Genomic DNA, 20,184 nt, shown 5'->3' on the forward strand with positions numbered 1-20,184 from the left:
TCTAACCTGTATCGCCTATATCATCACACCTCATCCAGCGGTTTTCTTTTGTCTTTGCCTATTTGCCTGAAATGGCTCGGCGTCAGCCCGGTTACTTTCTTGAATTGGTTGCTTAGGTAAGCAACACTTGAATAGTTGAGGCGGAAAGCAATCTCACTCAAAGATAATTCATCGTACACCAACAGCTCTTTTACTTTTTCAATTTTCTGGGCGATGAAATATTTTTCAATGGTGGTGCCTTCCACTTCCGAAAAGAGGTTCGAGAGATAGTTGTAATCGTGATGCAATTCACTACTCAGCAATTCTGACAGATTCGTTCTGGTATCGTTATCATGATGATGGACAAGATCTATGATGATGTTTTTGATCTTTTCGATGATCCTGCTTTTTTTATCATCAATCACTTCAAAGCCTAATGGGATTAAAACGGACTCTATCTGCTTCTTTTCTTCGGCGGTAGGCTCTTTGGCGAGCGTTACTTCTCCCAGCGTGACGTTTTTCACGTCTAACCCCAGTTTTTCCAATTCCTGTTGAACCACCATGATACAGCGGTTACAAACCATATTTTTTATGAAAAGTGAACTCATAGTCGTTTCCCGTTCATAATTATCTGTTTATGATAAATCTCATAGGCAAACCGGCGGTTAAGCCGGATAAGTCCGGCTTAATTTTTCAGGGAGGTCATATCAATCACAAAACGATATTTTACATCGCCTTTCAGCAACCGTTCATAAGCGGTATTGATATCCTGTATATTGATCAATTCGATATCGGCGGTAATATTATGTTCACCGCAGAAATCGAGCATTTCCTGTGTCTCTTTGATGCTTCCGATAGTTGATCCTGCAAAATTCTTCCGTGCAGGGATCAGGCTGAAAGCTGCAATGGGCAACGGGTGTTCGGGGGCTCCTACCAATGCCAGTGTGCCGTCCACTTTAAGTAGCCGTAGATAGGCGTTCACATCGTGTTGTGCCGAAACGCAGTCCAATATGAAGTGCAGCGTGTTGTAGTTGGCTCTCATCTGTTCCTTGTCTGTCGATAAAATGACCTCATCAGCTCCCAATCGCTTTGCATCTTCCACTTTTGATGGGGAAGTGGTAATAACTACCACATGGGCTCCCATCGCTTTGGCCAGCTTGACGCCCATATGTCCCAATCCGCCGATACCCACAATACCTACTTTGTGCCCGGATCCTATTTTCCAGTGTTTCAAGGGAGACCAGGTGGTTACTCCCGCGCAGAGCAATGGTGCTGTAGCAGCCAGATCCAAATTTTCGGGTACACGTAATACGAAGTCTTCATCTACCACTATACGTTCCGAATAGCCGCCGAATGTCTGCTTGTTAAGATGTACATCGTGTCCGTTGTATGTTTGGATATTTCCGTTTTCGCAATATTGCTCGCTTCCGTGTTTACACTGTTCACATTCCCGGCAACTGTCCACCATACAGCCGACAGCGGCAAGATCGCCTATTTTGAATTTGTTCACACTGTCACCGACTTTTGTAATTCGTCCAACGATCTCATGTCCCGGGACATTGGGATATATGGTCCCGTGCCACTCATTCCTTGCAGTGTGTAAATCGGAATGACATACGCCACAAAAAAGGATGTCGATCTCTACATCTTTTGCCGTTACTTCACGACGGTCGATAATCATCTGTTCCAAGTCCGTTTCGGGAGCTTCTGTCCCGAATGCTTTTACTGAAAATGTTTGCATATAATTATTTTTTATAGGGTTCTTACTCCGCAATCAATATCAAAAGGCAATTTTTTTCGTACATAATCAACTTGCGCTTGATACAAAAATAGACAATATCCGCATAAATTATATGTATATAGACAAATTTATCAGTATTCCCGGTTGCAGGTTTTTCCTGCTATATTCTTTCATTCCTTTAACATGCAGATTGTTGTGGACAGTTTTATTTTTGTATGTTTGTATGGATTGAACTGACAGTGTATCATGCAATAACTGATATCTCTGCATTTATATGTTCGTAAAATTATACATTATGGCAAATTTTTTCGAAAGCCCTTTCAGAGGCAAATTAATAAAAGACCAGATTAAAAACCCGAATATTATTCCGGTTATTATCACGGACATTCATTTGATGATTGTGCGCGTTATTTACTTCCCGACAGGGATGATGTTGATAAATTGATTATTGGCTCTTACTGTTCAATTGGGAGTGGGGTAAGTTTTATCATGTGCGGTAATCAGGGACATCGGTACGACTGGATTTCAAGTTTTCCGTTTTTCTATATGTCGGAAGTGGAAAGTTTTGGCAAGAGTCGCGACGGTTATAAAAGAGCCGGTGATACTATTGTGGGAAATGATGTCTGGATTGGTAGTGAGGCGATGATCCTGCCCGGAGTTAGAATTGGGGACGGAGCAATAATTGGAAGTCGCGCTTTAGTTACTAAGGATGTGGATCCTTATACTGTAGTCGGAGGAAATCCTGCAAGGCCAATTAAGAAAAGATTTGATAATCGCCATATAGGAATTTTACTGGAAATCCGATGGTGGGAGTGGGACGAAAGTATACTTGCGGAAGCTATACCTATTCTCTGTTCGGGTAATATTGATTTGCTCTATGAGTTTTATCGGAAAATAAAATAATCAATTTCCGATTTTCTCTTTTATTCTCAATCGATTGATTTGTTGACTTTTTCCGGAAAGTCAACTAAAATCATGTTGCCAGAAGTATTCTTTGAACAATGGGTAAATGTTACAATGGCCGTACTTCAATAGCTCTAAGGCTCATTTGATATTGCTGACAGGTTTAATATTTGATCTTGATTGAAAAATACTTAGAGTGGTCTCTTAAGTTATTTATCGGATTTTAATTTGCTGTAAATTTCCAGGTCCGTAAAAATATTTCCGGTGAGTAATTCTCCGTCTCTTTCGATGCCCTCAAATTTAAAACCTGATCTTTGGTGAACGCTACAAATGGAAGCCACTTGCCTAAATAATCCCTCTGGCTGTCAATGGTTTCAAAAATATCAATCGAGTCTCTTAGTTCCAATTGTCTTAATTCTATTTCACTGTCGATTTTTATTACCATACTGTTTTCGCTCGTTGTATTGTAAGTAATGATAGCTATAGGTCCCTTGCCAATTAAATTAGGCAAAAGTAATGACTTTATCGCATGCTTGTTATGCCATTTGTCAACGATTATATTCCTCTTTCTCTGCGAGTTCTTTCAGCTTATTGTTCATTTCATTAAATCCCTTAATTGTTTTTTCGGGGTTAAACAATCCAGTGAAAATACCTCTAAATTGTTCGCTCTGGACAAATGTGACCGTCCCGTCTGCGTTGTCTTTTAGCTCGAACCTATGTTCTCCGTCGAATAATCCTTTGAACAATACTGTTCCTAACCATTTTAGTTCCTGGTTTTCCTTTCTTGTGACGATTTTCGGTTTGAATGTCATTGCTTTCCCGCCCGGAGGAGTTATTCTGACAGTTATCTGATTCCCTTCTTCTGCTTTCCCCTCTATGAAGTTGATAAAGGGATTCCAATTCGGATAATTCTCAAAATCGGTGAGGATTGCCCACACTTTTTCGCGTTTTGCCTGAATAGTTATTTCTGTCCTGATTTCTTTTGCCATAATCGTTATAGTAGAATTGTGAATGATAGTAGGAGTAAATATGCTATTTTTTATGTTTTTTCGAAAAGGTTATCATCGATTTATCAACCCGTAACCTATCAGTTTCCTTCGATTTATTTTCTAATTAACGCTGATTATCCTTTGAATGTTTATTTGTTCCAGAAATGTCTCATCGTGGGAGATAACGAGTAGTGTTCCCTGGTATTCATTGATGGCCTGAGTCAGTATCTCGATGTTCTGTATATCAAGGTTGTTGGTCGGCTCATCCAATACAATAATATCCGGTGATTGATCGGCAATGCTTAAACAGCATAACATTAACCGCATTCTTTCTCCACCACTCAATGTGGTACAAGGTTTATCCCAATCTTCTTTCGTGAACAAAAAACGGTTTAACCTGATTTTTACTTCATGTTCATGCAGAGCGGATGTATTAAACTGTTGTGTTTGTTCGTAAATTGTTAGTTTATTGTTTATAAGGGAATAATCCTGATCAATATAAACAGACCTGCTTTCAGTAACAGATACTATTCCGGTTTGTGGTGTGAGATTTCCGAGAATAATTTTGATTAACGTTGTTTTCCCCGATCCATTTGTTCCTTTTATGGCTATCCGTTCACCGCTCGTAATCCGGAGACTTAAAGGTTCGTTCCATACATACTTATCGTTCCCATAGCTGAAATTGATATCGGTGGCAGTAAAAAGTATTTTCCCTTGATGCAGACCTGAATGGTCAAATCCGAATTTCATTTTGTCGGCCTCCGGCAGGGAAGAACGCAACTCCTGCAATTCCTGTGAGATATTTCCTGTTTTCTCAGAATGGGCACCTTCTATTTTGGCAGTACTTTTTTCTGCACTGTTTCTCCACGTATTGGCTACTATTTTGGGCAATCCTGCTTTCGACAGGTTCTTTTTTGCGCGTGCATCCAGTTTCTGCCTGCGCTCGATGGTCTCACGTTCTTTTTCCCTGGCTTTTTTCAATGCTTTTTCCTTGCTTTGAATGTCTTGTGCCAAAGCGTTGACCTTTATCTGTTTTTGCTCTTTGTAAAAGTCATAATTACCACCATAAACGGTTATTCCGTTTTTGTCCAGTTCACAAACCATATTTAAATGGTTTAGTAATTTGCGGTCGTGGCTGACGATGATCAAACTGCATTTTGCGTTTTCTATAAAATCATACAGGCAGTGCCTTGCTGAATTATCCAGATGATTGCTTGGCTCGTCCAATAATACCAGTTCCGGTTGATGAATGGAGATGCCTGCCAGAAAGATCTTTGTTTTCTGTCCTCCGCTTAATGTTTCTATTTTTTGTGACAGATCCAGACCGTTCAATTGCCATTCGTTCAATGCCGTGGAACAACGTTCTTCGATTGTCCAGTCGTCGTTAAGCAGATCATAGTTTTTTTCTGAAATATTTCCGTTCAGGATTTCATATAAAGCTTTTAACTTTTGATCTATTTGCAATGCTTCGGCAACTGTCAGGTGATCATACTGCCCGAAAATTTGAGGGATATAATAGAGATTCGTATCTGTTTTCAGTATTCCGTCCGAGGGTTGCAATTCTCCTGCAATGATTCTTAGCAATGTGGTTTTACCCGCACCGTTGTTTCCAATCAATGCGATTTTCTCATTGGGATTAACCGTTAGATTGATATTACTGAACAGCAGAGTTTTGTCGGGATGAGTATAGGACAGGTTTTGAATAGTAAGCATAATTTCTTTCATTAAAATTAGTCGTTTTCTCGCTATGGCAAAGTTCAAACAAGTTTGACTTTGCTCATTTAGCTTAACGAAAACGTTCTCTTAGTAGATGAATAACCCAACAAACCGTTTTACGATTTGTCTCTATAAAAGTTTGAAAGAAATTATTTTATTTCATTGGTGCTTATTGTTTTGAGCTGTAAAGATAAGTTTTTTGTTTTAGATCAATATCCTTTCTTTTTGAAAATTTTATTCACTAGTATCCATAATTCAACTATTTTATATGTGCAAATATATAGTTTTATACGGATATTTAAATCCAACATTCCTCCCTTCACGGGGATTACATTGCCACGTGAGCGATTTGTATGAAGTGAATTTTGGTTAATTGCCTATTTTCCCTTTCTTAATCAGGAATTTGGCAAATTCCCTTCCTGCTTTCGCATATGATTCCTGAATGCGATAGCCCGTATCAAAGTCCATTCCCGAAAAACTATTCGCTGAAGCATTCTTGATTTTAATTGAAGCAATATGATCCCCGGATTCTATATGAAGAATTTTACCGCTCATATCAATAGAGGCATTACGACGCACCACTCCTACATTAAATCCCGGCTCGGTAAATTCAGTGTTGAACACGATAACATAATTTGCTCCCTCGTCGCCCGAAGCAACCCCAACATCTTCCATATACTTGTCGAATAACTCGAGAAACTTCGGTTCAAAACGGTTCCCCCGGTCTTCAACCCAGTTTTTATGCCATTCATCACCTCTGCCGGCTTCTTTATTATTATAATCAGCCACTTTTTTATCCACATACTCCTGTTCGGTTAACTTACCTACTATCATTTCGTCATAGGTAAATTCAAACTTAATCACCTTCTCGCCTTTTAATGGATCAAGTGAGCCGGAAGTTAAAGTAATACTTTGAGCATAAAAACTCATGCTTAGAAAGCAAAACATACTGAAAGTCAAAAACTTTTTCATAAATATAATTTTTCCCGTTAAAAATATTTTCTGCATCTCATGGGTGTTTTTTGTCTAAAAAGTCAATGTATTCTTCCCTTATTTTTTATGGTCAATGTTAGCCCGAATACTTTTTCTACTCCTGTTTGTTTATACGCGCAAATGTAGTGATTTTATACAAATTCTCAAATTTTTATTTCACTGCCCGTAGTATTTCCCGTTTGCCGGGAGGACCGGGAAGACGTTCCACCCGGTAACCGGCAGATTGGAGTATCCTTCTTACGGCACCTTTTGCACAGTAGGTGGTGAGCACCGCTCCCTGATTGCTGAGGGTATACAATTGGCTGAATATCTCTTGGGTCCACATGCCGGGTTGTTTTTCAGGGGCAAAGGCATCGTAGTAAATCACATCGAAAGCTGTTCCCTGTTGAAACTTGTCCAATCCTTTGATATCCATTTGCAACTTCTTCAGATGAAAGTCGGGAGTTATCTCTACCCACTCTTCCCAGGGAGAAGAGTGAAGTTGTATAAACTTCACTTCCTGCGAGGGATCCAGCAATTTACTATAGTTGAACATCTTCGCCTCGGTGATCGATACCGGATATCGTTCAAGAGTAGTATATTTTACTGTTTTACCCGATTTTTCAGTATCGAGCAAGGTGAGAAATGCATTCAACCCCGTACCGAAACCGATTTCCAATAAGTTGATCTCCGATTTATCGCAATGGCGCAATCCCGCTTCCAGATAGACATGAAGCGACTCCTGAATGGCGCCGTGTGTGGAGTGGTAGTGCTCATCCAATTCCGGGACATACAGTGTATGCGATCCGTCTTCCGTTGTTTCTAATATATGTTGCATAACTATCGGGCTTTCTGTTAGAATCACTAACAAAAATAGGAAAATTTCATGTACTTTTGTAGAATATAAGATGCGCCTCGGACAAGCTCAAGCAAGCTTGGCTTTTCTCTCGGCTTTCATTATATTTGTAGTATAAAATTATCACATGCAAAAATATCTGTATATCATCTTGCTATCGGCACTGACTTTGGCATGCGGTTCCGGAACCAGGAATAATAATGAAGGAAAGCGGATGCTGACGGTGACTATTGAACCTCAACGTTACTTCCTCGATCGGATCGTAGGCGGCGCGTTTGCAATCAATACGCTCGTGCCTCCCGGATCAAGCCCTGAGACATATGAGCCGGCCCCTTCAGTAATGGTTGATATGGCGAAGAGCGATATCTATTTTATGGTGGGTGATCTCGGTTTTGAGAATGCCTGGAGCAAACGCCTCGCGGAAAATAACCCGAATGTGGCTATCGTAAATTGTTCGGAAGGTATTGAGAGGATGGAGGGGCATGACCACAGCCATGATCAGGAACAAGACCACGCGCGCGATCATGACCACCATCATGGAGACATCACGGCACATGTGCATGCCCATAGTGGTGTGGATCCGCATGTGTGGTCGTCACCCCGTGCCGTAAAAGTTTTGATCCGGAATATGCTGGATGCGGTCGTGAAATTAGATCCGGATAATGAAGATACATTCCGTGCCAATTTTGATGTATTGTCGGTAAAAATAGAACGGACAGACAGCCTGATCCGTGATTTGCTGAAAGACGCCCCCTCAAAGTCATTTATCATTTATCATCCCGCCTTGGGCTATTTTGCGCGCGATTATGGCCTGCATCAGATAAGTATTGAGTTCGAGGGGAAAAGCCCTTCTCCTTCGCAGATCAGAGAAATTGTGGACGTCGCCCGAAAGGAAAAGATCAACACTATTTTTATAGAGCGTGGTTTTGACACGAAGAATGCATCCGTGATTGCTCAGGAGATCGGCGCGGAGGTGGTTGAGATCGACCTGCTCAGGTATGAGTGGGATGAAGAATTGCTGAGGATTGCCGCCATTTTAGCCCAAAATGAATAAACTGATCGACATAACAAACCTTACAGTGGGTTACGACAACAAACCGAATGTGCTGAAGGATATCAATCTTAGCATATATCAAGATGATTTCCTCGGTATTATCGGACCGAATGGAGGAGGGAAGACTACCCTTTTGAGAACTATTCTCGGATTGATAAAACCTCAGTTGGGTTCCGTCACTTTCTACGATAAGGGTGAAAAAACAGCCTCCATTAATATTGGTTATCTCCCTCAGATAAACCGGATTGATAAAAAATTCCCCATCTCCGTCTCGGAGGTGATCCTGTCAGGTTTAACCCCCGGAAAAAATATTTTCAAGCGGTATTCTTCAGCAGACAGGCAAAAGGTGAAAGAGGTGGCCCAGAGGCTTGGAATAGAAGAATTGCTGCCGCGCGCGATCGGAGATCTTTCGGGGGGCCAGTTGCAACGTGTGTTGCTGGGAAGGGCCATTGTCGACAATCCGAAACTGATCATTCTGGATGAGCCGAGCACCTATGTGGATAAACTGTTTGAGACCAATTTTTATAAATTGCTGGGCGATATCAATAAAGAGATTGCCATTGTGTTGGTTTCACATGATGTGGGGACGATTATCTCCCTTGTGAAGAATATCGCCTGTGTGAATCAGGGATTGCATTATCATCCGGGTACCGATATATCGCAGGAATGGCTGCTGAATGCATATGAGTCGTGTCCCATCGAGATCCTCGGTCATGGGTCCCTGCCCCACCGTGTGCTGCTGGAGCATGACCATCAGGACGGCGGGTCACATCTACATCCATAGGGATGGGAGATGCGAAGGGGGTTAACCATGCTGTGAAGCAGGCTGCCGGGTATCATCTCTGGCCGATGAGGTATTCCGCTATCTGGACAGCATTCAGGGCCGCTCCTTTACGGATCTGATCCGATACGGTCCAGAAAGTCAATCCATTCTCATTGGCAAGATCCTTGCGGATACGTCCCACATACACAGGGTCTTTTCCGGAGAGTCCCAGCGGCATAGGGTATTCCCTGGCAGACGGGTTGTCGATTACCGCTATCCCTTTGGCTTTGTTGAATGCTTCCCGCGCTTCTTCCACAGAGACGGGGCGTTCGGTTTCGATCCAGATAGCCTCTGAATGTGCGCGCATTACCGGCACCCGCACGCAAGTTGCACTTACTTCTATGTTGGAGTGCATGATCTTGCGTGTTTCATTGTACATCTTCATCTCCTCTTTTGTGTATCCATTATCGGTAAAGACATCTACCTGCGGAATCAGATTGTACGCAAGTTGATAGGCGAACTTGGAAACAGTGGGTTTTTCACCGTTCACCAATTGCTTGTGCTGCTCTTCCAGTTCCCGCATGGCTGCCGCGCCGGCTCCCGAAGCGGCCTGGTAAGTGGCCACATGCACGCTTTTGATATGAGCGATCTCTTCAATTGCCTGTAGTGCCACTACCAATTGGGCGGTAGTACAGTTGGGATTGGCGATGATACCGCGAGGCCTGCTCAGCGCATCCTCCGCATTCACTTCCGGAACGACCAAAGGCACATCATCCTGCATGCGGAATGCGCTGGAGTTGTCGATCATGATGGCTCCGTGTTTGGTGATGGTCTCGGCAAATTCCAGTGAAGTACCTCCCCCTGCAGAGACGAATGCGATATCGACATCCTTGAAATCGTCGTTGTGTCGCAATTCTTTTACTTCGACCTGTTTGCCTCTGAAGTTATAGGATGTTCCGGCACTTCTCGACGAACCGAATAACAGGAGTTCGTCCAACGGGAAATTTCTTTCATCCAGTACGCGGAGTAATTCCTGGCCTACAGCTCCACTGGTACCTACAATAGCAATCTTCATATGGTTGTAAATTTTTAAAGAGTAAAGCACAAAACCTAAAACACACTTTTATAATATCTGAACCACAAAGATATAAAAAAGCATGTAAATGCAGCAAAATGAAGATATTTAACGATAGTGAAAATTCACTTGACAGCGACTTTCCGGGTGATTTTACCGATTTTTATGATATAATAGCCTCTTGACAGGGACAGAATATATTGGTTGGTGCCTGCTTTTACCAGGCGGTGATATACTTTTACTCCCATGATATTGTATATTTCGAGCACTCCATCTTCTGGAAGATTCTCAATGAGAAGTTGGTTCCCTGTCAGTTTGATTGTAGTTTTATCTTGCGGGTCTTCCCTATTTTGAGACCCCTGTCGGTTTTGTATTCGCGTAGTATCCTGGAGTTTTCCGGTATTTTGAAACCCTTCCCTGTTTTGCGTTTTCACCGTATCCGGGGAGACAAGTCTGTTTTGCAGTCCCTCCATGCCAGGCCCGCCTGAATTCCCCTGTGCGGACAAGGGTAAACCGGTTCCCGAGATCAGGTATATCATCAAAAGGAAGGAATAACATCTTTTCATTAGGATCCCATTTGTCCTGCAAAAATATAAAAAAATGTAAAACCTCACATGTTTTGATCTGTTTATCTTTATAACACGCGAGTTTTTAGCAAGGGCAGGAGGTAAACTCGCTCACCTCCTGTGGCTTAACGAAAATATTCAATATGAGCGTCGGCCAATTTAGGCATGGCACCGTGTTGTTGGCATACATACGCCGAGACTTCGACGGCGAACCGGTGAGCTTCGGCTATCGGCCTGCCATGAATAAATGCCGCCACAAACGCTGCGGTGAAGGAGTCGCCCGCACCTACCGTGTCGGCCACCTGCACTTTAGGTGTGGGTTGATAGGATGTTTCTTCGTTATTGAAGACGAAACTACCTTCAGTACCTTTGGTGAGGATGACAATATCGAGAGCAAACCGCCTTAGCAACTGCATGCATAGCTCCTGCTCATTCATCTCTTTCCAACCGTACAGGTCGGCTACCACTTTTATCTCATCGTCGTTTATCTTCAACACATTCGATATCTTTAAGGATTCCTCGATGATGTTTTTGGTGTAGAAATGCTGACGCAGATTGATGTCGAAGATTTTTATGCAACCGTCAGGAACGGTTTTCAGGAATTTTCTTATGGTCTCCCGCGATGTTTTGTTGCGTTGAGCCAGGGAACCGAAGCAAACCGCGGCAGTGCTCTTTGCCAGATTCTCGGCGCGTCGGGTAAAGGGGATATTGTCCCATGCCACGTTCTCGCAGATCTCATACTGAGGGATACCTGCGCCACTCAGGGTAACCTGTACTGTTCCCGTGGGATAATCGGTAGTTTCAATCAGATGGTTCAGATTCTTCTCTTCCAGGGAATTGAGTATTTCCTTTCCTAAGAGATCATTTCCCACAGCGCTGAGAGCGTAACCATTAAATCCGAACTGCGAAACATGATACGCGAAATTAGCGGGTGCTCCGCCCAATATCTTCCGTCCCGGAAATACATCCCACAATATTTCTCCGAGGCCTACGATTGTTTTGTTCATACTGTCACAATTATAATTAAAAATTAAAAGTTGAGTCTGCTCCGAAAAGTCTTTTTTACCCAAATTTCCCTCAAAAAGAAGATTGATTTTCAATGAGTTGGAAACCCATCATTGCTTGCCTCCATACATCGTCCATCATGCATTGAGAGAAACCTGTGCTATACCTTTTTCCGGTGTTATCCTGGCAAGAAGGTAAAAGTAGCAGGACAAACAGAACTGAAATTATGCTATTAAATTTATGCATATAATTGGCAGATTAAAACAAAATGACATATATGCTGGTTTCACACTGCTCCTGGTATGTTGGGATACAAATTTATAAAAATAAATTGTTATAAGTCAAAAACTTTTCCTTCTGTGGCGAGCTCAGTGTTGGGGAACACGGCGACAGCCTCTTTCAAAAGGGTTCCCAGCTCATTATAGCGGGAAGAGTAATGGCCGATCACCAATTGCCTTGCATGGGCTGCTCTCGCTATTTCCGCGGCCTGGCGTGCCGTTGAGTGGTAAGTTTCGCTGGCACGTGCCAGTTCGCTTTCGGCAAAGGTAGCTTCGTGATATAGCAGATCCACATTTTTAATATAGGGGACAATTTGGGGTGCGTAGGCGGTATCGGAACAGTAAGCGTACCTGCGCGGGGGATTACCCGGCGATGTAAGTATGTTGTTCCGGATGATAGTACCGTCAGGCGTGATAAAATCGGCACCCTCTTTAATTTCCGGGATTTGTTTCAGGGGGATTTGGTAATGGTCCATCATCTCGCGGATAATATGCCGGGATGATTCTTTCTCCTCGAAAAGAAACCCGTTTGTGGCAATGCGATGTTTTAGCGGGAAAGAAAATATCCTGATCGACTTGTTTTCGAACAGTAGTTCCTGCCGTTCAGGATTGAGTGGAAACAGTTTTATCTTGAATGACATGTGTTTTCCCATATAGAGCAAAAACGGCTTTATCATTAAGTTGATCTCTTTATGTGCGTAGATATGCAGGTCACCTGTCCTGCCCAGCATGCTGAGTGTGGAAAGTAGTCCGGGTAATCCGAAAATATGGTCGCCATGCAGGTGGGAAATGAACAGGCTGTGAAGTTTACTGATCCGAGCCTTGAATTTTCTCATCTGGAGCTGTGTTCCCTCTCCACAATCGATCATAAATAATTTTTCATTCAGCACCACTAATTGCGAGGGCGGATTGTGCATCGTGGTGGGTATGGCAGAGCCGCAACCTAATATAGTTACCTGGAATTTGTTCATGTTAACGGATGCCGATGAGTTTATGTATCTGAAGGCTGAGTGCCCACATTGGATTTTCCTTCACAAGCGAAACGCAATAATCTATATTTTCCCGGATGATGCAGTGATTGTCGAAAATGGGACTTAAAAAGTGATACCTTGCTTTGGGGAGGATAGAGATATCCGGCAGAGGATCCCCTTTCTGGATGGGAAAACGCAATTCGTCCACTTCCGGGATCAATTCCCTGACCTTCTCGAATTGTTGCTTCGGGCTGCAGGTGATGTAGTCGATCCCTTCAGGCACTCTTCTGGTGCCATTGGTTTCTATGGCCTGGAGGTATCCTTTTTCCTTAAAGAGAGCTACAACAGCATCATTGAGTTGAAGCGTAGGTTCACCACCGGTCCAGATAATCCATTTGCAACCATACTGTTCAATTTCTCTGAGGAGCTCATCTGTTGTCAATTTCACGCCCCGTTCAAAATCGGTATCGCAGAAGCTGCAGCTCAGGTTACACTTGGCCAACCGGATAAAGATGGAGGGTTGCCCCGATCGTCCGCCTTCACCTTGGAGTGAGTAAAATATTTCATTCACATTCAGGTTCATAGATCGCGGATGTTTTGGGAGTCTCGCTTACTTCTACGGCGTAAAGCTCCGGAATTTGGGGCTTGAACTCGTCGTACAACATTTTTGCCAGGTTCTCGGCAGATGAATTGAGCGGTGAGAGGATATCATTGAGATTCCGGTGGTCTAACCGGCTATCGATATACTTCTTTACTATTTTCAATTCGGTATAATCGCGGACAAAACCTTGTTTGTTCAACTCTTTTGACCGGAGATGAACGGTCACCACATAATTGTGCCCGTGCAGCCGGCTGCAAGGATGATCGTCGGGCATCCCGAAAAGGGAATGCGCCGCCGAAAAAGAAAATTCTTTACTTATCTTGTACATCGTTTTGATTTATTGATTGGTTGATTAGAACTGAGAACTTAGAACTGAGAACTTGGAACTGAGAACTTAGAACTGAGAACTTGGAACTTAGAACATCATTCTTTTCTTACTCCAATTTCAGATAGGTTCTAAGCGGATAATGGTCTGAATATTTTATTTTATCCCTTCTTGCCCGATAGGCCTTTATATTGTCGCTGTGCATAATATGATCGATACGGAAAAGGAAAAGATCTTCGTGATAGGTGATACCCGGCCCGAAAGCGGTAGAGACGTATGCGTCCCTTAATCCTTTCTTCATCCTGTGATAGGCGTATGATATAGGTGTATCATTAAAATCACCGCAGATAATAGTTCCGCGCGTATCTTGCCTGTCGATATACTGTTTCATTTTTTCAACCTGCCGCGCCCGTATCCGGTAGGCAGTTCCCAACCGGGTGCGGATATTGCTGGTTACCTGCTCAAGCCGTACCGAATCGGCATTCTGAAGAAAATCGTTATACAGCTTCTTGTCTTCCGGCTTGATATTATTCGATTCCAGATGAATATTGGCTACAGTGTATCTTTCTCCATCAATATTGATAGTGTAAACTGCTGCTCCGTTGTAGGATGACTCAAACACCACCTCATGCGTGTCCTCAATCGGATATTTTGAGAAGCATGCCAGCCCGAAGATATGATATTTTCCGGAAGATTCCAAACCGGTAATCGAACGATAGGGGTATCGCTCGAGAATTTTGTTCACATCACTTTGCGAAAAAAAAGACTGTCCTGTTTTGCTGACTAAATATTCCTGCAGGCAGACAATATCCGCATCCGTTTCGACGATATAGTCGAGTATCGGATGTTGGGACGCATCTTTATCTCTTTCATGGGGAAATCCCTGTACATTATAGGTGAGTAGTTTGATGCTCCCTTCCGGTTCCTTTTTAGTGACGAAGTGCAGCGGGAAAAATGTGGTGATAGGTTTGTAACAGAGAAGTAATGCCGACAGGGAGATTAGGGCGAGTTTCCATTTTGAAAACAATATCCAGAAAAACAGATAACCCATATTGACAATCAAGATCACTCCAAATCCTAATCCTATATATGAGAACAGGTTGGTTTTCAAGGGAGATACCCGCCAGGATAGGAATGAGCAGAAAAGCAGAATGATCGCCACTACGTTGGTGGCGAAGATGAGCCATTTGATCATATCTGCAAATCTCAGTTTTTTATTTCTTGCTCGCATCAAAAAGTTTCCTTTTTTCTTCTGATGATAAACTGCTGTATCCCGATTGTTTCAACTTATCCAGGATAGCATCGATTTCTTCCTGTTCTGTATGTTTACGTTTGTTGTACTCCCAATCGGTTTCCTGCCGCGCATGCTTCACTTTCATTTTTGAAGGGTGTCTGCGTGGCTTCAACAGGCCGACAAACCAATCGATAACTTTACTCATCCAGCGGGTAATGTCGTTTCCGTTCTTATACTGAATGGCGAAAAAATAGCCCAACAATGCGCCGCCTATATGTGCCACGTGTCCACCGGGATTCATGGGATTTCCCAGTGAGAGGAAGTCGAGTAGGAAAGCGAAAATGGCAATATAGACAATTTTCACAGTCCCTACAAACAGAAGGTTCAACTGCACATCGGGACGATAGAAAGCGGCACCCATGACGATGGCCATCACCGCTGCCGATGCACCGATCATCCACCCCCTCTCCATTCCCGTATAATAGGGGATGGTGTTGAAAGCAATCACATAGAGTATTGCGCCGGCCAATCCACCTAAAACGTATAGACTGCCGAGTGTCCGCCCCGTGAAATACTGCATGAAGATCTGTCCGAACCAATAGAGCCAGAGCATATTGAAAAGAAGATGGAGAAAGCCTTCATGCACGAACATATAGGTGACAGGCGTCCATATTCTATCCAGCAATAATGGTATATGAGACGGCACTCCAAGGAAAGTTATCAGGTCGAGAGCATAAATATTGAACAGGGTGAAAATGACAGTGACAATCTTCAGTATGATAAAAACGAATACGTTGATAAAGATAAGCCTCGTCATTACGCTGCCCGTCTTATACCTCTGTTTTAACCTTTCAATAAAATCCGCCATATTTCCGGTCCTTTTTTCTCCAATATAAGATCATGAAAATTCCGAACAACATTCCTCCCAGATGGGCAAAGTGGGCTACATTGTCGCCCGTACGGTTGGCAACGCCGAAGAACAGTTCCAACAAGCCATACCCTGTCACAAACCACTTTGCTTTGATGGGAAAGGGAAAAGGGATGATGAATAGTTGCGAATTGGGGAATAACATCCCGAAGGCCAATAGTATTCCGAAGACAGCCCCCGAAGCGCCTACGGTAACACTATTCACCATCGAAAACATCTCCGCGGGCAAGACTGTCCCCACTCTTAAAAAGACGACGAGCATCTGAATTAATCCTGCGCCGACACCGGTCACGAGGTAGTAGGTGAGGAATCGTTTCGATCCCCATACCTGCTCCAGCGTCCTGCCGAACATAAAAACGGCGAACATATTAAAAAAGACATGGGAGATGGAGTAGGGATCATGCAGGAACATATAGGTCACAAGCTGGTAGATCCGAAAATGTTCCGAAGCTACAAAATGCAATCCGAACTGCTGCGACAGATCGATATTCGCTCTTCTGAACAATACGAACTGTGCCAGCCAAATAATCCCGTTTATTATGATAATATTCTTTGTCACCATGGGTAATACCCCGGCAAAGCTATTTCTTGCGTTATTCATCTTTGTCATCAATTGTTGAAGCGCAAAATTACGCATTATTTCGTTGAGAATGCGGAATTTTACCCCACAAAAGGATTTTTTTCACTAAAAACAAATACTTTTTACCTTTTTTCTTGATTGTTTTCGATTTATCACTTATATTTGACGCCAAAATGAGGCTCAGCCTTGACTTAGTGTATGTTTAATTCTTTATTTACGTTTTCTTATGAACAAATCAGAACTAATTAGCGCTATCGCCGATAAATCGGGCCTTAGCAAAGTGGACGCAAAAAAAGCGTTGGATGCTACCCTTGACACTATCTCCGGAGAAGTCAAAGCGGGCGGTAAAGTAGTATTGGTGGGATTCGGAACATTCTCTGTTTCTGAAAGAAGTGCCAGAAAAGGTATCAATCCTCGTACTAAAAAATCGATCAATATTCCGGCTAAAAAAACAGCTAAATTCAAAGCTGGTTCAGAGCTGTCCAATCTCTAAGATATTGGTTGATTGCAGAATAAAAAAGGAACAAATTGACGGATTTGTTCCTTTTTTAGGGGTCGGATTGTCAAGTATCATACTATGGAGCAGTCCTTGGGGAAGAAATTGCGAAATTTCCGCCAAAGGTTGTTTGTGCAAAAGAAAAAATTCCTACCTTTGTCCTCCCAAAAAAATGACTCCGTAGCTCAGTTGGTAGAGCAATTGACTCTTAATCAATGGGTCGAGGGTTCGAGCCCCTCCGGGGTCACTTCATCGAACGCTTAAATATAGATATTTAGGCGTTTTTCTTTTTATGTAGGTCTCTATAAATCGCAGCCGTTCTCCTATTTTTTCGTGGGTGTTGGGTATAAAGTTAAACTGGAAAACCCTATGAACACAACAAACCTTAAAAACAGGGAGTCTGTTACTCACCCCATAGAACATTTTGCCAACCCCATTTGTCTATAAGGTATCCACCTTTGCCGGTCAAAATATGATGGGATTTGATGTGGACTCATTTTTGTTATAATATCTCTATGATTACATTTCTTCCGGAAGGCATCTATTGTGAAGCGGGTAATTTTTACATTGACCCCTGGAGGCCGGTAGATAAAGCTTTGATCACCCACGGCCATGCAGACCACGCGCGAAGGGGAATGAAACATTACTTATGCCATCACTATACAAAGCCGATATTAAAAAGCAGGATTGGTGTTGACATTGACGTCCAAAGTGTGGGGTATAACGAAGTGATCCGTATCAATGGTGTCAAAGTCTCTTTCCATCCCGCCGGACACATTATCGGTTCGGCGCAGGTCCGTTTGGAATACAAAGGCAGGATAGTGGTGGTTTCAGGGGATTACAAAGTGCAGGACGATGGATTGTCCACCCCCTTTGAACCTGTCAGGTGCCACGAATTTGTGTCGGAGAGCACTTTCGGATTACCCATTTATAATTGGCTTCCGGTTTGGGATTTGAACAAGCAGTTACAGGATTGGGTATTGCGAAATCAAACAAATGGTAAGACGTCGGTGTTAATCGGTTATTCTTTGGGCAAGGCACAGCGTATTATGAAAGCCGTGGAAGGAATGGGTAGATTGTATGTGCATTATTCTATCGGAAAACTGAACGAGGCGTACGAAAGTGCCGGCATCGATCTGCCGGATTATCATACCATTGACCTGAGGGAAGATGTCAGGTATCTGGACAAAGGTATCGTGATCGTACCCCCCTCCCTGTGGGATTCCAATGTTGTCCGCAAGATTCCGAATCAGGCAACGGCTATTTGTTCGGGCTGGATGCAGGTGCGGGGAGCCCGCCGTTGGCGAAGTGCGGATGCCGGTTTTGCCATCAGTGACCATGCCGATTGGAACGGGCTGCTTGAAGCCATAAAAGCGACCGAAGCCGAAAAAGTGTATGTCACGCACGGTCAGACCTCCATTTTTACACGCTACCTGAATGAGATCGGCATACCTGCGGAAGAAGTGAAAACGGCTTTCGGGAATGAGGAAGAAGACAAAACGCTTTTAAGCCATGAAGTATCTCCTTCGCATGAACAGCCGGAAATAAATTAATAATCCCATTTATATGAAATCATTTGTCCGCCTGGTAAGCGCATTGGACATTACCAACAAGACCACTCAGAAACTGGAGGCTATCGACCGTTTTCTTGACGAAGCGGATGAGCAGGACAAGTTGTGGCTATTGGCCTTGTTCACGGGCAAACGTCCTCGTCGTAATATACACAGTGGCTTAATGAGGCAATGGGCAATAGAGCGGTCAGGCATTTCGGAATGGTTGTTTTCAGAAAGCTATTCATCGGTGGGGGATATGAGCGAAACCATCGCCCTTATCTTACCGCAACCCCGTGAAAATATAGAAAGAAGCTTGTCGGAATGGATGGATCTGATTATGGGGTTGAAAGACAAATCCGAGGAAGAAAAGAAAAGTTTTGTGTTGGAGTCGTGGGATGGACTGCCGGCTACAGAACGTTTTATTTTCAACAAGTTGTTAGGCGGTAGCTTCCGACTCGGTGTTTCTTCCAAAACCCTCATCAATGCGCTTGCCAAACGTTATGATCTCGATGCGAATGCCGTTGCTCACAGCATCATGGGGGATTGGAAAATGGGCGAAGTGACGTTTGAAGGGTTGGTAAACGGCAATTATTCCGATACCCAGCTTTCCAAGCCCTACCCTTTTTGCCTGGCGTATGCCCTGGACAAGTTGCCGGAAAATTTGGGCAACATAGGCGAATGGCAGGTGGAATATAAATGGGACGGTATCCGCGGGCAGTTTGTCAAACGGAAGGGGGAGGTTTTCATCTGGTCGCGGGGGGAAGAACTGGTGACCGCGCAATTTCCCGAAATCCGGGATGAGTTGCTGCGCTGGCGGGGTGATTTTGTCATAGACGGTGAGATATTGGTTATAAAAGATGATGAGGTGCTCAATTTTTCGGAACTGCAGAAACGTCTCAACCGGAAAACGCTCACCAAAAAAATGATGGAAGAACTGCCTGTCCGGGTTTTCGCATACGATTTGTTGGAGTGGGAGGGAGAGGATTGGCGCGGGAAAGCGATGGATGAACGCAGGGCAAAGTTGGAAATGCTGTTCCAACTCAATCCATCCAGCCATTTGCGACTTTCCGCGATTATACCCTGTTTGAATTGGGATGAATTAACGGCGCTTAGGGAAAACGCAAGAGATATGAGGAGTGAAGGACTGATGCTCAAGCACAGGCAATCGCCCTATCATACCGGCCGTAAAAAAGGCAATTGGTGGAAATGGAAAATCAGTCCTTTGACCATTGATGCGGTTTTGATCTATGCCCGGAAAGGAAGCGGCCGTCGCAGCGCCTATTATACCGATTATACCTTTGCCGTGAAAAGCGAGGGCAAACTCGTCACCATCGCCAAAGCCTATTCGGGCTTGACAGACAAGGAAATCCAGGAAGTCAGTCGTTTTGTGAATAAAAATGCCCTGGAGAAATTCGGCCCTGTCCGTACAGTGAAACCTGAGCTGGTGTTTGAAATTGCCTTTGAAGGCATCGGTTTCAGCACGCGGCACAAATCGGGCGTGGCATTGCGTTTTCCACGGATTGTACGATGGCGCAAAGACAAAACCGTCGATGAAATTGATGATATTGAGGAAATCAAGAAACTGATTAAATAACTGCG

General features: G+C 43.5%; 21 protein-coding genes, 1 tRNA gene and 1 pseudogene. 7 read left to right on the forward strand and 16 right to left on the reverse strand.

The genetic code is table 11. The features are described from left to right. Nucleotides 1-23: 23 nt before the first annotated feature. Together D7D25_RS09780 and D7D25_RS09785 are read right to left on the reverse strand one after the other, a co-directional pair. Nucleotides 24-587 carry an AraC family transcriptional regulator gene (locus tag D7D25_RS09780; RefSeq protein ID WP_026327420.1) on the reverse strand — a complete coding sequence of 188 codons (564 nt, stop codon included), beginning with the start codon at nt 585-587 and terminating at the stop codon, nt 24-26. Between the two features lie 77 nt (nt 588-664). Next, nucleotides 665-1,720: an NAD(P)-dependent alcohol dehydrogenase gene (locus D7D25_RS09785; protein ID WP_122968776.1), complete on the reverse strand. Its 1,056-nt coding sequence runs from the start codon at nt 1,718-1,720 to the stop codon at nt 665-667. Between the two features lie 295 nt (nt 1,721-2,015). On the opposite strand from D7D25_RS09785, the pseudogene catB reads away from it, so the two are divergent. Then, nucleotides 2,016-2,623: pseudogene (gene catB / locus D7D25_RS09790) on the forward strand (type B chloramphenicol O-acetyltransferase). Nucleotides 2,624-2,846: 223 nt separating this feature from the next. On the opposite strand, the gene D7D25_RS18285 reads toward catB, so the two are convergent. From D7D25_RS18285 to mnmD, 5 genes are all read right to left on the reverse strand, one after another. Continuing rightward, nucleotides 2,847-3,068, reverse strand: a complete 222-nt coding sequence (locus tag D7D25_RS18285; RefSeq protein ID WP_019540137.1) for a hypothetical protein — start codon at nt 3,066-3,068, stop codon at nt 2,847-2,849. Between the two features lie 103 nt (nt 3,069-3,171). Beyond that, entirely contained in the window at nt 3,172-3,612 is a 441-nt protein-coding gene (locus tag D7D25_RS09800) for an SRPBCC domain-containing protein (RefSeq protein WP_122968777.1), read from the reverse strand. Nucleotides 3,613-3,732: 120 nt separating this feature from the next. After that, a complete protein-coding gene (abc-f, locus tag D7D25_RS09805) occupies nt 3,733-5,337 on the reverse strand; it encodes a ribosomal protection-like ABC-F family protein (RefSeq protein WP_122968778.1) in 1,605 nt (534 codons plus the stop codon). 360 nt (nt 5,338-5,697) lie between these two features. After that, nucleotides 5,698-6,336: a hypothetical protein gene (locus D7D25_RS09810; RefSeq protein ID WP_122968779.1), complete on the reverse strand. Its 639-nt coding sequence runs from the start codon at nt 6,334-6,336 to the stop codon at nt 5,698-5,700. A gap of 136 nt (nt 6,337-6,472) precedes the next feature. Further along, nucleotides 6,473-7,138: a tRNA (5-methylaminomethyl-2-thiouridine)(34)-methyltransferase MnmD gene (gene mnmD / locus D7D25_RS09815; protein WP_122968780.1), complete on the reverse strand. Its 666-nt coding sequence runs from the start codon at nt 7,136-7,138 to the stop codon at nt 6,473-6,475. 145 nt (nt 7,139-7,283) lie between these two features. Between mnmD and D7D25_RS09820 the strand changes: the two genes are divergently transcribed. After that, on the forward strand, nt 7,284-8,210 hold the full coding sequence (locus tag D7D25_RS09820) for a metal ABC transporter solute-binding protein, Zn/Mn family (protein ID WP_122968781.1): 927 nt from the start codon (nt 7,284-7,286) through the stop codon (nt 8,208-8,210). Then, the gene (locus tag D7D25_RS09825; RefSeq protein WP_122968782.1) at nt 8,203-8,994 is read left to right on the forward strand and encodes a metal ABC transporter ATP-binding protein; all 792 of its coding nucleotides are present in this window, start codon (nt 8,203-8,205) and stop codon (nt 8,992-8,994) included. Before D7D25_RS09820 ends, D7D25_RS09825 begins: the two co-directional genes overlap by 8 nt. Before the next feature lie 52 nt (nt 8,995-9,046). Here the strand turns inward: D7D25_RS09825 and D7D25_RS09830 are convergent, their stop codons facing one another. From D7D25_RS09830 to D7D25_RS09870, 9 genes are all read right to left on the reverse strand, one after another. Next, nucleotides 9,047-10,048 (reverse strand): aspartate-semialdehyde dehydrogenase, encoded by a 1,002-nt coding sequence (locus D7D25_RS09830; RefSeq protein WP_122968783.1) that lies wholly within the window; start codon nt 10,046-10,048, stop codon nt 9,047-9,049. A gap of 125 nt (nt 10,049-10,173) precedes the next feature. Next, complete coding sequence (locus D7D25_RS09835) at nt 10,174-10,614, reverse strand: T9SS type A sorting domain-containing protein (RefSeq protein WP_122968784.1); 441 nt, start codon at nt 10,612-10,614, stop codon at nt 10,174-10,176. Nucleotides 10,615-10,739: 125 nt separating this feature from the next. After that, nucleotides 10,740-11,621, reverse strand: coding sequence for a carbohydrate kinase (locus D7D25_RS09840; RefSeq protein ID WP_122968812.1), 882 nt, complete (start codon nt 11,619-11,621; stop codon nt 10,740-10,742). A 332-nt stretch (nt 11,622-11,953) separates the two neighbouring features. Next, nucleotides 11,954-12,868, reverse strand: coding sequence for a ribonuclease Z (locus D7D25_RS09845; RefSeq protein WP_122968785.1), 915 nt, complete (start codon nt 12,866-12,868; stop codon nt 11,954-11,956). A 1-nt stretch (nt 12,869) separates the two neighbouring features. Next, the gene (locus D7D25_RS09850; protein ID WP_122968786.1) at nt 12,870-13,451 is read right to left on the reverse strand and encodes a 7-carboxy-7-deazaguanine synthase QueE; all 582 of its coding nucleotides are present in this window, start codon (nt 13,449-13,451) and stop codon (nt 12,870-12,872) included. Continuing rightward, nucleotides 13,432-13,797 carry a 6-carboxytetrahydropterin synthase QueD gene (queD, locus tag D7D25_RS09855; protein ID WP_122968787.1) on the reverse strand — a complete coding sequence of 122 codons (366 nt, stop codon included), beginning with the start codon at nt 13,795-13,797 and terminating at the stop codon, nt 13,432-13,434. Before queD ends, D7D25_RS09850 begins: the two co-directional genes overlap by 20 nt. A 106-nt stretch (nt 13,798-13,903) precedes the next feature. Beyond that, nucleotides 13,904-15,025 carry an endonuclease/exonuclease/phosphatase family protein gene (locus tag D7D25_RS09860; protein WP_122968788.1) on the reverse strand — a complete coding sequence of 374 codons (1,122 nt, stop codon included), beginning with the start codon at nt 15,023-15,025 and terminating at the stop codon, nt 13,904-13,906. Then, nucleotides 15,009-15,896 carry a rhomboid family intramembrane serine protease gene (locus D7D25_RS09865; RefSeq protein WP_122968789.1) on the reverse strand — a complete coding sequence of 296 codons (888 nt, stop codon included), beginning with the start codon at nt 15,894-15,896 and terminating at the stop codon, nt 15,009-15,011. The genes D7D25_RS09860 and D7D25_RS09865 overlap by 17 nt, the downstream gene beginning before the upstream one ends. Then, nucleotides 15,880-16,566: a rhomboid family intramembrane serine protease gene (locus D7D25_RS09870; RefSeq protein WP_122968813.1), complete on the reverse strand. Its 687-nt coding sequence runs from the start codon at nt 16,564-16,566 to the stop codon at nt 15,880-15,882. The genes D7D25_RS09865 and D7D25_RS09870 overlap by 17 nt, the downstream gene beginning before the upstream one ends. Before the next feature lie 196 nt (nt 16,567-16,762). Here D7D25_RS09870 and D7D25_RS09875 point away from each other — a divergent pair, with 196 nt between their 5' ends. The 4 genes from D7D25_RS09875 (at nt 16,763) to D7D25_RS09890 (ending at nt 20,179) form a co-directional block, all read left to right on the forward strand. Further along, entirely contained in the window at nt 16,763-17,029 is a 267-nt protein-coding gene (locus tag D7D25_RS09875; RefSeq protein WP_122968790.1) for an HU family DNA-binding protein, read from the forward strand. Between the two features lie 177 nt (nt 17,030-17,206). Continuing rightward, nucleotides 17,207-17,279, forward strand: a tRNA-Lys gene (locus D7D25_RS09880). 268 nt (nt 17,280-17,547) lie between these two features. After that, entirely contained in the window at nt 17,548-18,585 is a 1,038-nt protein-coding gene (locus D7D25_RS09885) for a ligase-associated DNA damage response exonuclease (protein ID WP_221407992.1), read from the forward strand. 13 nt (nt 18,586-18,598) lie between these two features. Further along, nucleotides 18,599-20,179 (forward strand): ATP-dependent DNA ligase, encoded by a 1,581-nt coding sequence (locus D7D25_RS09890; protein ID WP_122968791.1) that lies wholly within the window; start codon nt 18,599-18,601, stop codon nt 20,177-20,179. Nucleotides 20,180-20,184: the final 5 nt, after the last annotated feature.

This window comes from Proteiniphilum sp. X52 (genome assembly GCF_003712195.1).
Taxonomy (GTDB): domain Bacteria; phylum Bacteroidota; class Bacteroidia; order Bacteroidales; family Dysgonomonadaceae; genus Proteiniphilum.